Annotated in this window: 11 protein-coding genes; 3 read left to right on the top strand and 8 right to left on the bottom strand. The window is 62.3% G+C overall.

Annotated elements, in window-relative coordinates:
- Nucleotides 1-170: 170 nt before the first annotated feature.
- The 5 genes from C8N35_RS19490 to C8N35_RS19470 all read right to left on the bottom strand — a co-directional run bounded on the left by C8N35_RS19490 (nucleotide 171) and on the right by C8N35_RS19470 (nucleotide 4,852).
- Nucleotides 171-1,805, bottom strand: a complete 1,635-nt coding sequence (locus tag C8N35_RS19490) for a thiamine pyrophosphate-dependent enzyme (protein ID WP_107991412.1) — start codon at nucleotides 1,803-1,805, stop codon at nucleotides 171-173.
- 286 nt (nucleotides 1,806-2,091) lie between these two features.
- Nucleotides 2,092-2,538 carry a nuclear transport factor 2 family protein gene (locus tag C8N35_RS19485; RefSeq protein WP_107991387.1) on the bottom strand — a complete coding sequence of 149 codons (447 nt, stop codon included), beginning with the start codon at nucleotides 2,536-2,538 and terminating at the stop codon, nucleotides 2,092-2,094.
- A 10-nt stretch (nucleotides 2,539-2,548) separates the two neighbouring features.
- Nucleotides 2,549-3,529, bottom strand: coding sequence for a 3,4-dihydroxyphenylacetate 2,3-dioxygenase (gene hpaD / locus C8N35_RS19480; RefSeq protein WP_107991386.1), 981 nt, complete (start codon nucleotides 3,527-3,529; stop codon nucleotides 2,549-2,551).
- A gap of 76 nt (nucleotides 3,530-3,605) precedes the next feature.
- On the bottom strand, nucleotides 3,606-3,992 hold the full coding sequence (locus tag C8N35_RS19475) for a 5-carboxymethyl-2-hydroxymuconate Delta-isomerase (RefSeq protein ID WP_107991385.1): 387 nt from the start codon (nucleotides 3,990-3,992) through the stop codon (nucleotides 3,606-3,608).
- Nucleotides 3,993-4,111: 119 nt separating this feature from the next.
- Entirely contained in the window at nucleotides 4,112-4,852 is a 741-nt protein-coding gene (locus C8N35_RS19470; protein ID WP_107991384.1) for a Crp/Fnr family transcriptional regulator, read from the bottom strand.
- A gap of 277 nt (nucleotides 4,853-5,129) precedes the next feature.
- On the opposite strand from C8N35_RS19470, the gene C8N35_RS19465 reads away from it, so the two are divergent.
- Nucleotides 5,130-6,998 carry a putative bifunctional diguanylate cyclase/phosphodiesterase gene (locus C8N35_RS19465; RefSeq protein ID WP_170122183.1) on the top strand — a complete coding sequence of 623 codons (1,869 nt, stop codon included), beginning with the start codon at nucleotides 5,130-5,132 and terminating at the stop codon, nucleotides 6,996-6,998.
- Between the two features lie 88 nt (nucleotides 6,999-7,086).
- Here C8N35_RS19465 and C8N35_RS19460 read toward each other — a convergent pair whose 3' ends face one another.
- Nucleotides 7,087-8,346 carry a lytic murein transglycosylase gene (locus C8N35_RS19460; protein WP_107991382.1) on the bottom strand — a complete coding sequence of 420 codons (1,260 nt, stop codon included), beginning with the start codon at nucleotides 8,344-8,346 and terminating at the stop codon, nucleotides 7,087-7,089.
- 522 nt (nucleotides 8,347-8,868) lie between these two features.
- Between C8N35_RS19460 and C8N35_RS19455 the strand changes: the two genes are divergently transcribed.
- Nucleotides 8,869-10,200 (top strand): globin-coupled sensor protein, encoded by a 1,332-nt coding sequence (locus C8N35_RS19455; protein WP_107991411.1) that lies wholly within the window; start codon nucleotides 8,869-8,871, stop codon nucleotides 10,198-10,200.
- Between the two features lie 148 nt (nucleotides 10,201-10,348).
- Here C8N35_RS19455 and C8N35_RS19450 read toward each other — a convergent pair whose 3' ends face one another.
- Nucleotides 10,349-10,600 (bottom strand): hypothetical protein, encoded by a 252-nt coding sequence (locus C8N35_RS19450; protein WP_210203613.1) that lies wholly within the window; start codon nucleotides 10,598-10,600, stop codon nucleotides 10,349-10,351.
- 407 nt (nucleotides 10,601-11,007) lie between these two features.
- On the opposite strand from C8N35_RS19450, the gene ettA reads away from it, so the two are divergent.
- A complete protein-coding gene (gene ettA / locus C8N35_RS19445; RefSeq protein WP_107991381.1) occupies nucleotides 11,008-12,660 on the top strand; it encodes an energy-dependent translational throttle protein EttA in 1,653 nt (550 codons plus the stop codon).
- 831 nt (nucleotides 12,661-13,491) lie between these two features.
- On the opposite strand, the gene C8N35_RS19440 is transcribed toward ettA, so the two are convergent.
- Nucleotides 13,492-14,661, bottom strand: coding sequence for an ATP-binding protein (locus tag C8N35_RS19440; protein WP_107991380.1), 1,170 nt, complete (start codon nucleotides 14,659-14,661; stop codon nucleotides 13,492-13,494).
- Between the last annotated feature and the right edge of the window lie 53 nt (nucleotides 14,662-14,714).

Below are 14,714 nucleotides of genomic sequence, written 5' to 3'. Positions count from 1 at the left end.
CTGTTCAATCGTAGCTACTAGGCGCTAACAAAACCACTTCCAGTGGTTCAAGCGCAGCGTTTCAAACCTCCACCTCGGGTGGAGGTCACTGACTTTCGGGGCGAGGGGGCCTGGGTGTTTGGTTCTTGCGCCTGTGGCCCCCCCCCCAAAAAAAAACGCCTCCGGCCGCCTCACCCGGTCGGATGAATGAACGGCCAGGGCGGCACTTCGCTGCCGGCGTCCACCTTCACCTCGATCAGGGCCGGCGCGTCGGCCGCGATGGCCTTGCGCAGGACCGGGCGCAGCTCTTCCGGCGTCGTCACCCGGTGTCCGGAAATGTGGAAGGACCGCGCGAGATCCATGAAGTCCGGGTTCTCCAGCCTGGAGCCGATCGTGCGGCCGCCAAAGCCCGTCTGCTGGTCGCGCATGACATTGCCGTAGGCGTTGTTGTTGAAGACAATCGTGACGACGCCGATCCCGTATTGCTTCGCTGTCGCCAGCTCCTGCACGCCGAACAGGAAACCGCCGTCGCCGGTGATGGAGACGACCGGCCGGTCCGGATTGGCGGCCTTGGCACCCAGCGCCGACATGAAGCCGAAGCCGAGCGTGCCCTGGTAGCCGGCCGACAGGTAGCTGCGCGGGCGCACGACGGGGAAGGCGAACTGCGAGGTGAAGCCCGCCTGGCACAGTTCCTCCACGAAGATGCCCTCGTAGGGCAGCTCCTCGCGGATGACGTGCAGATAGTCGACATGCGGCTTCACGGACGCGGTTTCGGTCGCCGCGCTGAGCTTGGCGGACGCCACGGCCTCGGGCGCGGGATGTGCCTTGTGGCCGGCATGGTCGAGGGCGGCGAGCAGCGCCTCCGTCGCCTCCTCCGCATCGGCGACGATCGCCGTGTGCGGCTTCAGCCGGTTCATCTCCGCCGGGTCGATGTCGATGCGGATGAGATGGGGCGGGGCCTCGGGCGCGTCGATCATGGTGCGCATGCCGGTCCAGCGCATGTAGGGCATTTCAAGCCGTGAGCCGATGCCGATGACCACGTCCACCTCTGGCCAGTAGCGATAGGCGGCGTAGGAGGAAAGGCCGAGCGCGTGGGTTTCCGGCATGATGCCGCGCCCGCCGCGGAAGGCGGTCACCGGCGCACCGGTCGCTTCCGCAAGCGCGCGCACGGCGGCTGCCGCATGCTGGGCGCCGCTGCCCACCATGATCAGCGGCCGCTTGGCCCACTTGATCCGCTCCGCAGCCTCCGTGATCGCCTCGGCAAGCGGCGGCACCGGGGCATCGGGCTCTGCCGCATCCAGCGGATGGACGCGCTCGGAAGACGCCATGGTGTCCCATGCCATTTCCACCGCGACCGGGCCCGGCCGGCCGGACATCATCTGCCGGAAGGCCTCGTTCAGAATGCGCGGGGCATCGGCTGGCCGCTCGATACGCGCGGCCCACTTGACGATGGAGCGCAGGGTGCCGAGCTGGTCGGGCAATTCGTGCAGGTGACCTCGGCCCCGGCCGATGAAGGGCGTGGGCACCTGGCCCGTGACCAGCAGCACCGGCGCACTGCATCCCGCCGCCGTACACAGCGCCGCCATGGTGTTGAGCACGCCAGGCCCCGGCACGACCGAGAAAACGCCGGGCTTTCCGGTTGTGCGGGCGTGGCCGAACGCCATGTAGGCGCATGCCTGCTCATGACGGGCGCCGACGGTGCGGATGCGGTCGGCGTGCTGGTAGAGCGCGTCGAAGAAGGGATACATCTGCGCGCCGGGCAGGCCGTAGACCGTCTCGATGCCGTTGGCGAGAAGTGCGGAGACGATCGCTTCGCCGCCGGTCATGATGCGTCCGTCGTGGTTCGGTATCACGTATGTCTCTCCTCGACAGTGGCTGGGGTTTGCGGTGGCTCTTTATTTGATCGGGTCCGATCTGGTGCGGCCCTGTTTGATCTGCCGATTTGATCCGGCTTGGCGGGGTCTCGTCAATTCTTTCGATGTCACATGGCAATTAACGGCCGTGCGCCGTGGGGGCGGCCAAGGCCGCCGCGCGCTCGTGCGTCATTGCCCGGCGAAGTCCGGGAGGTGACGGAGCGGGGCGGGCAGGGCGCTGGCCCCGACGCCGCCTTTCTCAATCCGCAATCGCGAACAAGGCCCTAAAACGATCCAGGTTCTCGCTCGACGGCTTCATTGGGTCGTAGCCGGGTTCCGGCAGCGGCTGCACCACGTCCCAGTGCTCGGCCATCAGGCCATCGGCATTGAAGCGCATGAAATCTGCGATGACCACCTTCGGCAGCAGCTTGTGCAGGATGACGAAATCGCCGCTCGCAAAGAGCTGGATCGGCCGCCAGTCCCGCCAGCCCGGGCGCCGGTGGCCGATCTGGCTGATATAGGCGTGAAGCCCCGCGCGGCCCTGGCCGATGCCCGGCGTGTGCTGGATGTAGTCCTCGGCCACCATGTCGTTGATCAGGCTCAGGTCGCCGCCGTGCATGCAGTCGCGCATGAAGGTCAGCAGGGTCCGTTCGTTGTCCGAAAGGTCGGTGCGCTTGTAGGGATCGTAGGGGTTCGGGTAGGTCACGGGGGCCTCGTCAGGGTGCGATGATCGGCTGGGCGGCGAGCGTGGAGGCAACGGGCTCCACGCCGGTGAAGAGGCTTCCCTCCTCGAACCAGCTTCTGGGCGCCGGTGCGCCCCACAGCGTCTGGCGCTGCGGGTCCTTCAGATCCCACTTGATCGGCTCCAGGTCCGGATCGACGGTCTGGTAGTCGGAACAGTAGATCTCGATGCGGTGGCCGTCGGGGTCGCGGATGTAGAGGAAGAACGCGTTGGAGATGCCGTGCCGGCCGGGCCCGCGCTCGATGTTGGAGAGGTAGCCGGTGGTCGACATAAGGTCCAACAGGTCGATGATGTTGAGCGGGGTGGGCACCCAGAAAGCAGTGTGGTGGAGGCGCGGGCCGCGGCCGTTGGTGAAGGCGATGTCATGCACGCCGCCCTTGCGGTGCGTCCAGGCCGCCCAGAGCTTCCCGCTCTCCTCGTCCTCGGTGTATTCCGTCACCCGGAAGCCAATCTCGTTGAAGAAGGCGACGCTCTCGTCGACGTTCGGCGAGAAGGTGTTGAAGTGGTCGATCCGGAGCGGCTTCACGCCCTTGTAGAGCGCGTATTTCTGATGGATCGGCGGCAGGCGGTCCATCTGGACGTAGAATTCCAGCGGAATGCCGTGCGGATCGCAGGTCCTCAGCGTGCGCGACTGGAACGGCCGCTCCACCCATGTCACCGGCAGCCCGCGCGAGCTGAAGTGGTTCTCGGCCAGTTCCAGGTCGCGCTCGCCGTAGAGCTTGAAACCCAGATGGTCGGCGCGCGGCTCGTCGCCCTGTTTCAGGATGATGCAATGGTGGCCGCGTTCCTCCATGGCGCGCATGTAGATCTCGTCATTGTCTTCGTGGGTGACCTGAAGGCCGAGCGTGTCTGCGTAGAAGGCGCGCGAGGCGGCGAGGTCGGAGACGATGAACTCCACGTGGCTGAGCCGCACGATGTTGAACGGCGGGTAGAGATTGGGGCTTGGTATCGGCATGAGGTCCTCCCGGTTGCGGCCTCTCCCCCGGCCGCAGCAACTGTAGTTGGAACGGCCGCGCCCGGCTCGTCTGTCTTCAGCTCTCGTCGCGAAGCCGCGCATGCATGGCGTTTCGCCTCCAGCTCAGGGGACGGCCGATCTCGCGAATTTCCAGAGAAAGAGCAAAGTGCGGCGTTTCGAACAGCGGAGCCAGATAGGTTTCGGCGACGGAGAAGACCTTGTCGCCGACGTTCTTCTGGACATCTTGCGGGCGTGGCGCCATGCGCAGAGCCATGTCGATAAATGCGTTCTGTCTCAGCCCGTCGGCGATCGCGTAGGCCTCGCACCGCACGGCGCGTACCCGCACCGCACCGGCCTCGAAAGCGCCGGTGGCCAGCATTGCCTTGCGGATTTCCTCGCACAGCCCCGCCATGTCCACCCGGCGGTCGAGGTTTGCGGAATACTCGATGGAGAAATGAGGCATGCAGCGATCCTCCCAAATCGTGCGAATTCCATCTTCGATGAAACGGCGTTACAATATTAACTTGTTAACAATGTGCGCAAGGGTTTTTCTTGTTTGACGAGCATCTGCCGAGCGGGTGATCAGTCGTCGTCATTGCGCGTTGCCGGTGAAAAGTCAGGTGTTATGGGATAGCTTCGAGCCGTGATGCGGTCATAGCATTCGCAGGAGAAACTTCTCAGCCTTGTTCGGTCGCTCACCGAGATCATGCCCCGTGAATAGCGGATCGCGCCATTCTTTGACAATTGCGAGCAGGAGGCGGAGACGGTCGCGCGGCGCAGACCGAGCACCTGTGAAAGCGCTTCCTGGGTCAGCGGGAAGTCGGATCCGTTCATGCGGTCGTCGGCATGAAGCAGCCAGCGGGCAACGCGCTGGGTGGCGGAATGAAGCCCGTTGCAAGCGACCAGCTCCATCAGCTGGGAGATCAGCGCCTTGGAATAGAGCAGCATCGCATAGCGCACGCAGGTGAAGGTTTCCATCGCCTCATCGAGATCGCTCATGCGCAGGAAGGAGGCGTAGCCGTCGATCTGAACCACGGTCAGGCCGATCGCGCCTCTGCCGCCCCTCAGGTAGGTGAAGCCCAGAAAGCCCTCGTTTCCGATCGACGCTTTTTCCACCGTGCGACCATCTTCCATTCTCGCCAGAAGCGAGATGACGCCTCGATGGGGGAATATCGCATGATCGAAGGGTTGGCACTCCTCGTAAAGCACGTCACCTGCGTGAAGCTCGCGCATGGTCATGCGGGTGGCGAGAAAGGCCCGAGCCTCTGCCCTGGTGGAGCAGATAACGCGGTTGGTTATCGGCAATGGAAGCTGTTCGGACATATTCTCATCGTATTGATGTCCGGACAAAACTTACAGCCTCACCGAGCTGTTATCGTGTTAATTCACAATTAACACCCTATAAGTACGATTTCGTACATAAGAACAACTAGGGGGCGCCTTCGACTATGTTGTCATCATGCAAAGTCGCAGCGCGGTATCGGGTGCGACTGCTCAAAGACTGCGCCCGGCGCCGATAACAGAGCCTTACCAACGTCCGGCCGATGGGCTGAAGAGGCGACCCACTATGCACGACGCAAGACCTGCCGGATCCATAATCATGCATGAAGCGAACGCCGAGACAACCGGCGCTTCTGCCTCTGGCGAGCGTTGTTCCGCCAGAGCGTCTGGCGTGGGGAGCGATGAGGGGGGATCTATCGAGGAAATGGCGGAGGCGCTGGCGAGCGCCCAAGCATCCCTTCACATGGAAGTCCGGCGCCGGCGAAATGCGGAAGATCTGCTGTGGGATATCGTCGAGACGTTACCTGAAGGAATTGCCGCTTTTGACGCGGACGAGCGGCTGCTGGTTTACAATTCTGCCTACCTTGCTTCTTTCACCGGCTTGGGAGACGTGATCGCTGCGGGTGTGCCATTCGAAACCATCCTGAGGCGCGGCGTGGAGGCAGGAGAGTTCGTGCTGCCGAATATGGGCGGAACGAACCGCGAGGCAGATCGGGAAACATGGATCACGCAGCGTCTAGAGGAGCATCGCACACCGAACGCGGTGTCAGTCCAGCAAATGAGCGGCGGACGTTGGCACGAGGTTCGCCGGTTGCGTTCGCGCGCCGGATATGTGGTGGGGGTGCGCACCGACATTACGGCCTTGAAGGAGGCGGAAAGCCGGATCCGCACGCAGGCCGAGCGTGATCCCCTGACCGGTCTTTTTAACCGAACGGTCCTTATCGCACAACTGAAGACGCAGATCGCCCGGCACAAGGCGGAGGCCACCACCGGCGCGCTGGTGGTGCTCGATCTCGTCAAGTTCAAGGAAGTGAACGATACGCAGGGCCACACCGCCGGCGACGCGTTGCTGGTGGAGGTGGCGACGCGGCTGGTCGGCGCGGTGCGCAGTGAGGATGGCGTGCTCCGGCTCGGCGGCGACGAATTCGCGCTGATCCTGCCAGGTGTCGGCAATCAGGACGCGGTGGAGCGGTTTGTCTCGCGCCTCAAGGAGCATCTTGGCGAACCCTTCACGCTGCTCGGGCGCGTTATCCGTCCGCAGGCCACCATGGGCGTGTGCCTGTTTCCCGAGCACGGCGAAGACGCGGTTGAACTCCTGAAATTCGCCGACAATGCGCTCTTTCAGGCGAAGGCGCGCGAACGCGGGGGGCACTGCTATTTCAACGCGTCGCTCCGCCATGGCATGGAACGGCGCGGCACCATCGCGCAGGCGCTTCGCGAAGCGCTGGAAACCGGTGCACTCGACATCGCGCTCCAGCCCCAATTCTCCATCGCCGACGGCACGCATACGGGCTTTGAGGCGCTGGCGCGCTGGCGCGGGCGCGATCCCGAAATTTCACCGGTCGATTTCATTCCGGTGGCGGAGGAGACGGGACTCATCGTCCCGCTCGGCCGGCATGTGCTCGACCGGTCACTGGCTGCGGCCAGGCGGATGTGGGATGCGGGACTCGATCCCGGCGTCGTCGCGGTCAATGTCGCGGCCGCGCAACTGAAAAGTCTCTGTTTTGTCGATACGGTCGCGACCTTGCTGAAGGAGCACGACCTGCCGGCACGGATCCTGGAAATCGAGGTAACGGAGAATGTTCTGCTCGGCCGGTCCTCAGAGCGGATCGAACGGTGCCTGCGCTGTCTGCAAGACATGGGTGTGGCGATCGCGCTCGATGATTTCGGTACCGGCCATGCGTCGCTGGCGCACCTGAAACGCGTTCCCGTGGACCGGCTCAAGATCGACCGGTCGTTCGTCGCCGGCATCGGAGAACGCACCGACGACGAGGTCATTGTGCGCACAGTCGTCAGCCTTGCCCACGCTCTGGGCAAGACGGTCGTCGCCGAGGGGGTGCAGACGGAGGCGCAACGGCGCTTTCTGGCGGAGCTGGCTTGCGATGTCGGACAGGGCTTTCTCGTGTCGCGCCCGCTGACACCCGATGCCGCGCAGAGCTATCTGCGCGATCTGGCGGGTCCAATCTAGAGCGTGTTCTTATCGACCGGATCGAATCGATCCGGTCGATAAGAACACGCTCTAGCCGTATCCCGGCAACGGCGTGCATCCCTCGGAACTATCTGATCTGCCGCAGCAGCGTTTCATCCGGATAGCAGGTCGCCGCCATGCCGTGCCGTTCCTGCCATTGGCCGATGGCGGTTCGGGTCTTGAACCCCACCAGTCCGTCTGCGCCGCCGACATCGTATCCACTTGCGACGAGCCTTTCCTGCATCAGTTGAACCGCCCGGCGCGAGAAATCACCCGGATCGCGCCAGGGTGTCACGAGCGGCGTGTCGGTATAGGCGATGCGGTCGGCCAGGTGGCCGATGAAGAGCGCGTACGCATCGGACTCGTTGTAGGTCTTCAGGACGTAGAAGTTGGGCGTGGCGATGAAGGCCGGGCCGAACCGGCCGGCCGGCATCAGCAGATAACCGGTATGCGCGCGTTCGTTCGCGGGAAACGGGCGGCCCGATATGCGGGTCGCGCCGGCCGCGATCCAGCTGCTGATCGGCCGGCCCTGGTCGGGGCCCTCGAGCGTGCAGGATATCGCTCGCGGGATCTCGGCCTCGTAACCCCAGTCGCGGCCGCTCTGCCAGTCGTGCTGCTTCAGGTAGTTGGCGATCGAGGCGAGGGTGTCGGGTACCGAGTTCCAGATGTCGCGCTTGCCGTCACCGTCGAAATCCACGGCATATTTCAGGAATTTGGAGGGCAGGAACTGCGGACCGCCGAGCGCGCCGGCCCAGGAGCTTTTCAATGCTGTTCCGGGGAAATGATCTTCCTCCAGGATCGTTAGCGCGGCCAGCGTCTCTTCTTCGAAGATCTCCTTACGTCGACCCATGAAGGCCTGTGTCGCCAACACCGCGAGCGCGTTGTGCGGCAGGCTGGCGCGACCGTAGCCGGTTTCCCTGCCCCAGATCGCGACGATGATGCGCGCCGGAACGCCGTAGCGGGCCTCGATGCGCTGCAAGGGGGCGTGCCATTGGCGCAAACGATCGCGGCCAAGGGCGACGAGCGTGGCGAGGTTGCGTTGCGAGAAATAGCGCGCGGGAGAGCGGAATTCCGACTGACGCTGCTTGCCGGGCCTCGCCTTCGGTGCGCCGGGAGGCTGCAGGTCGGGAAGCTTCCATTGCAGCGAGAGATTGCCCGTCGCATCCACAAAGGTCGCGCGCGACACTCCACGCGCGCGCGCCTTGGGCCAGAGCTGGCGTTCCAGCCAGACATGGAAGGAACGCTCCACCCCGGTTCGATCAAGTGCGGCGAAGGCCGGCGAGCCTGTCGCCAGCATCGCAAGCGCCAGGCTCGCCAGGAGTATCAGCAGGTGGCGGGAATGCGTCATCGCTTCATCTTTCGTCAGCGTGCTCAGGAGTTCTCTCCGCGAAGGACGTTGGTCCGGCAAAACCGAATAGCCGGGAGACCACTTCGCGTCCGGAAGCGGGCCGCTGTCTGCCATCGCGGCGGAGCATAGGCGACTCGCGCAAAGGCGGAAACTCATGACGCAGGATCTCGAACGGACGCGCCACAAGGTGCTGTATTCGGACACCGCGCCACGCCTGGCGTCGGTCGTCGGCCAATTCGCGGCGAAAAGGCGAATTCAGATACTTAGTTATTTTTTCCGTCGGGTTCATTGCCCGTATATAGTGGCTAATACGAATATTTGTTCATTACATAAGTAAGTGTGCTGGCGCGTGCCTTTCAAAGCGCGAAAACGGAGAGATTCTACTTCCAAATTCACTCTGTATTAAGGAGGTTAACACGATACAGGAGGGGCTCACGCAGCGGGGCGATGGGTCTCCGGCTGATTTTTGATGATCATTTGGACCTGTCGCAGATCGATTGCGTCGTGGGGCACGGAGGTGAAATGTCTGGCGTAACCTTGAAAGATCGCATCGCGTTTCTGCAGCTCTCGCCAAGAGATGGCGAGGTTGTCAAAAAGGCATGGAAGCTTGTGCAGGGCGATCTGGACGAGATCATGCGCGGTTTCTACGTCCATGTCCGCACTGTCGACCGTCTCGATGCGCTGGTGAAGGGAGATGCGGGGCGCTTGGCCGAAGCCCAGAAGAAGCACTGGGGACGGCTGTTCTCCTGTTCCTTTGACGAAACCTATCTGGAAAGCAGCCGGCGCATCGGCCTCGCGCATGTCAAGATCGGCCTCGAGCCCGCCTGGTATATCGGCGGATACGCCTTCGTCATGAGCCGCCTTGTCGAGATCATCGGCCGGAAACAGCGCTTTTCCGGTGTCGCGGCCGCGCAGATGATCGCCGCGGTCAACAAGGTCGTCATGCTCGATATGGATCTGGCGATCTCCACGTATCACGACGTCATGATCGAGCAGGCTCATGACCGCGAGGAGGTCATCAAGGCGGCCGTGCGCGATCTCGATGATGTCATGAAGAACGCGACCTCAACCCTGAGCGACGCGTCTCAGGAACTCGAGGATACCGCGACCAGGTTGATGGGAGCCGCGGAGGAGACGAGCGGCCGCGTTTCCGCAATGGAGGCGAGTGCTTCCAATACATCCGATCGCGTCCAGTCGAGCGCGGCGGCGACCGAGGAGATGACGGCCTCCATCTCGGAAATCGGCCGGCAGGCGACCAGGTCGCGCGACGTCGCGCGTTCGGCCGTGGACGGAGCGCGCAAGACCAACGTCTCGATACAGAGCCTCGCGGAGGTGACGCAGACGATAGGGTCAGTCATCGGCCTTATCTCGGACGTGGCCGAGCAGACCAATCTTCTGGCACTGAATGCCACCATCGAGGCGGCGCGCGCGGGCGAGGCTGGGCGGGGCTTTGCGGTCGTGGCCGCGGAGGTGAAGGAACTCGCCGGCCAGACGACGCGCGCGACCGAAGAGATCACCGAGCAGATCGCCGCCATTCAGCGCGCTTCCCGGCAATCGGTGGAGGATATCGAGATGATCACCAAGACGATCGATCAGGTTTCGGAGATCGCCACCGCGATCGCCTCCGCCGTCGAGGAGCAGACGATCGCCACCAGTGAAATTTCGGTCAATGTCCAGACCGCCGCGAAGAACACGGCCGACATTTCCGACGAAATGGGCCACGTGCGGGCGAAGACCGACACCACCCAGCGCTCCGCCGAGGGGATCGCCAGCATGGCGTCCGGGCTGCACGATCAGGCCGAACGCATCGGCCAGGACGTCAAGGACTTCTTCGACAAGGTGCTTTCGGCGTAGAGCGCTTGTCGATCAGATCGATTCAATCTGATCGGAATATGCTCAGGCGCCGCGATCCGGCGGCGTACCGAACAAGACGTGCATGAAAAACGGCCGGCGGATCGCTCCGCCGGCCGTTTTCGTCGATCGGTTATCGTTCTTGTGCCGCTCAGCAGTTCTTCGGACGGCGCGGGCCGAGGTCGATCTGGCACTCGTTGGTGACTGCTCCGATGACGGCGCCGCCCGCCGCACCGACTGCGGCCCCGGCGAGGATCGGGGCTCCGGCGATCGCGGCGATGCCGACACCGGCTGCCGCGCCAACGCCGCCGCCCGATACGGAGCGTTCCATGGGCGACGAGCCGCATCCGGCAAGGCCACCGGCGACGGCGAGAACCACGGCGATGTTTGCCATCGTACGCATGGGATTGAACTCCTTAACTTTTCTTGTGCGCTGCCGGTCTGGCGTCCCCCCTTGCGGATCGTTCCAAAAGGGGGAACACATTGGCCGGCGCGCCACCCAGCCGGACCACATGGTGAACCTTGGGTTTAAACAATCGGTAAAATCGCAGAAACATTCCGCGTCCTCGATCCACGGTGCGCGGCGGCGGATCGGGGGCCGGCACACCTGCGAAGACGCGCGATGCGCCGCCTTGCGGGACGATGCCGGCGGGAGCGGCGCACGCGCTGCGGGCATCGCCGCGGCGGTCGCTTCATGGCTCCGGCGTCGCCCCGGCATGGCTCCGGCCATTGCCCCGGAGCCCGGCTTCGCGTATTGAGGCGGCCGAAACCTTTTCCCTGATTTCCAGGATACGGAGCACCGCCCAGCCCATGGCGCGCCAGTTCATCTATCACATGCACGGACTGTCCAAGTCCTATGACGGGGGCAAGAAGGTCCTCGACAACATCGATCTCTCCTTCTACCCCGACGCCAAGATCGGCATTCTCGGCCCCAACGGCGCCGGCAAGTCGACGCTTTTGAAAATCATGGCCGGCCTCGACACCGAGTTTACCGGCGAGGCGTGGGCGGCCGAGGGCGCCAAGGTCGGCTACCTGCCGCAGGAGCCGAACCTCGACCCCGACAAGACCGTGATGGAAAACGTCATGGAGGGCGTGGCCCACAAGCAGGCCATTCTCGACCGCTACAACGAACTGATGATGAACTACTCCGACGAGACGGCGGACGAAGGCGCCAAGCTCCAGGACATCATCGACGCCGAGGACCTGTGGAACCTCGAAAGCAAGGTCGAGATGGCGATGGAAGCGCTGCGCTGCCCGCCGTCGGACGCCAACGTCGTCAACCTGTCGGGCGGTGAGCGCCGCCGCGTGGCGCTGTGCCAGTTGTTGCTGTCGGAACCCGACCTCTTGCTGCTCGACGAACCGACCAACCATCTCGACGCCGAGACCGTTCACTGGCTGGAACGCCACCTGCGCGAGTTCAAGGGGTCCGTCCTGATCATCACCCACGATCGCTACTTCCTCGACAACGTCACCGGGTGGATCCTCGAACTCGACCGCGGCCAGGGCATCCCTTACGAGGGCAACTACTCCGTCTATCTGGAGAAGAAGGCCAAGCGCATGGTGCAGGAGGGCCGCGAGGACATGGCCCGCAACCGCGCCATCTCGCGCGAGCGCGAATGGATGGGCATGAGCCCGAAAGGCCGGCAGACCAAGTCCAAGGCGCGTATCCGCGCCTACGAGGACCTGCTGTCCGCGCAGGAAGAGCGCATGCCCTCGATCGAGCAGATCCTCATTCCCGTCGGCGAGCGGCTTGGCGCCAACGTCATCGACCTGGAGGGCGTGTCCAAGGGCTTCGAGGACCGTCTGCTGATCGACAACCTGTCGTTCAAGCTGCCGCGCGGTGGCATCGTCGGCGTGATCGGCCCCAACGGCGTGGGCAAGACAACGCTGTTCAAGATGCTGACCAAGCAGGAAGAGCCCGACAGCGGCACCGTCACCATCGGCGACAGCGTGCATCTGGGCTATGTCGACCAGTCGCGCGATGCGCTCGACCCGGACAAGACCGTGTGGGAAGAGATTTCCGGCGGGGCGGAGGTGATCTACCTCGACAAGAAGGAGATCAACAGCCGCGCCTATTGTTCGTCCTTCAACTTCAAGGGCCCGGCCCAGCAGGCCAAGGTCGGCAATCTGTCGGGCGGCCAGCGCAACCGCGTGCATCTGGCGAAGGTTCTGAAGCAGGGCGCCAACGTGCTGCTGCTTGATGAGCCGACCAACGACCTCGACACCGAGACGCTGGCGGCACTCGAAGACGCGCTCGAGAACTACGCCGGCTGCGCGGTCATCATCTCGCACGACCGCATGTTCCTCGACCGCCTCGCCACCCACATGCTGGCCTTTGAGGGCGACAGCCACGTGGAATGGTTCGAGGGCAACTTCGAGGACTACGAGAAGGACAAGGTCCGCCGCCTCGGCGCGCACGCCGCCGACCCGACCCGGATCAAGTACAAGCCGCTGACGCGGTAAGGACTGGTTTTCCCGCGCTTCGGGGCGCGGGGATTTCGAGAGATACGAGACGGCGGTTCACGGATGTGGGCCGCCGTTTTTGTTTCTGGGGGGCTTGTCTGTGCAAATGCGCCACGTGGTGCGCCGCCGCCCGCCCGTCAAAGAGCCCGCGCAATCAGCTCTCCCATGGGGAGAGGTCGGGCCAAAGGCCCGGGTGAGGGGTGTCGGATTCTCCGTACCCCTGAGAGCTCGACACCCCTCACCCCAGCCCTCTCCCCATGGGAGAGGGAGCACAGCGGCTGTGCGGAGAAAATGGGGATATCTGCGATTGGCACGCTTGGCTGCGCATGGAAGCGATGAGGCAGGCTGACGAACAGGAAGCGTCAGTCTGTCCCTGCCTCGGCCACCCTCTCGATGTCATCCCCGATCAAGTCGGGGATGACGAGTGGAGGTGTCGTTTGCCGATATCGGCATCGTATCCGCAGCGAACAGAGGCACGTCGCCCGAATGCGGTTGGCGCGGAAAAGGTGGCGCCCGTTTGCCCCGATCTCTCCGCCGTCATTGCCCGGCTTCGCCCGGGCAATCCAATGCCGGCGGCGGCAGATGCTGGCCGAGTTATGGGTCAGCTTACCTCGCCTGTAGGGAGATGCCAGCGCGAGCGCGGCGGGGGCGCTTGCATTTTTGAGCGCTGAATTCCACAAAAAAAGACGTGGTCATCTTCGCGCGATGCGCTCTATCCAATCTTGGAAATTTTTTAATTAATAACTGCAACTGGCATTTTGAGTAAAAATAGATAATAAAACAATTTTCTAATTTAAATTTATTATATATATCTTTTGAATATGTATTATATCATCTTATCCAATGGCGTTTAAGGTATTCATGAAATAGAGGTACTGTGAACGCAATATCTCCATGTGCCGGACTGTAGATCATTCCTTTTGCGATTATCTGAGCTCGCCGAGGGCCGAGCGTGGTGAGCTTTTCACCCAGCATTTCGGCTACGTCCGAAGATCGATATGGTCCGGATCCTAGGCGCGCCATAGCGATTACGTATTCTCTCTCTTTGGGAGTCAGGCGGTCGATCCGAACCTTGAAAAAGCCGTCATCGAGTCTTCTCAAGGCTTCCGCTTCGGCAGCTTGAATGCAGTTTATTTCTATTGGTGATTGGACCGCGACATTCCAGACTTGATATCCCCATTCCTGTAGAAAATAGGGATACCCGCTTGTGGAGGTGACAATCGCATCCAGCAGGTCCGCGTCTATCGTCTCCCCTTCTTCTTCTATCGGTTGGCGGATTGCATTGGCCGCGTCTTCGCTGGCAAGGGCGTCCACCTTTGGGAAAATGAAAAGCCTTTCAGCATAGGACTTTGCATCTCCGGAAAGAGCCGCGATCGCGGGGAGGCCGGCTCCGAATAAGAGAACAGGTAGTGCTTTCTGGTTGATGCGATGAATCGCAACAATCAGTGCGCCGAGCTCTTCAGAAGACAGGTATTGAACTTCGTCAATAAGAAGTGTCCATCCTCGACTAGCAGCTTTCGCCGCTTCTCCAACCTTCAAGAATAGCTCAGTTATATCGTATTCCAGGTCTCCGCTATCTGCCGTTCCTGGTTCAGGATCGACGGACACTTCGAAGTCTCCCATCTTGATCTTAAATGTTCCGGCAAAGCTGCGAAGCGCTCGTAAAGCATTGTAGGTGGCGGTCTTTGCTGCCTCAATAAGCGATAGCTTGCGAAGGACTTGGTGGATTTTCGGATAAAGCAGGTCGACGAGTTTTCGGTCTTCCGGTGCTTCTATGAAGGAGGTCAGATATCCGTGGCGTTCAGCAATTTGCTCTATCTTGTTGAGAAGAACTGTCTTTCCGACACCGCGCAAGCCGAGTAGCATTTGCGACTGAGCGGGGCGCCCGAGCAGAACTCGTTGCAATGCCGTATCAGCAGCTGAGATAATTCCCTCTCGACCAGCCAACTCCGGTGGCTGCGAGCCTGCTCCTGGCGCAAACGGATTTCGAACTGGATCCATATTTATCTCTTTAGGCGGTATTATATCTACTAGCGACTATAATCATGTATAAT

The sequence above is a fragment of the Breoghania corrubedonensis genome (assembly GCF_003053845.1).
GTDB lineage: Bacteria > Pseudomonadota > Alphaproteobacteria > Rhizobiales > Stappiaceae > Breoghania > Breoghania corrubedonensis.
This window is presented reverse-complemented; position numbering and strand designations above follow the sequence as displayed.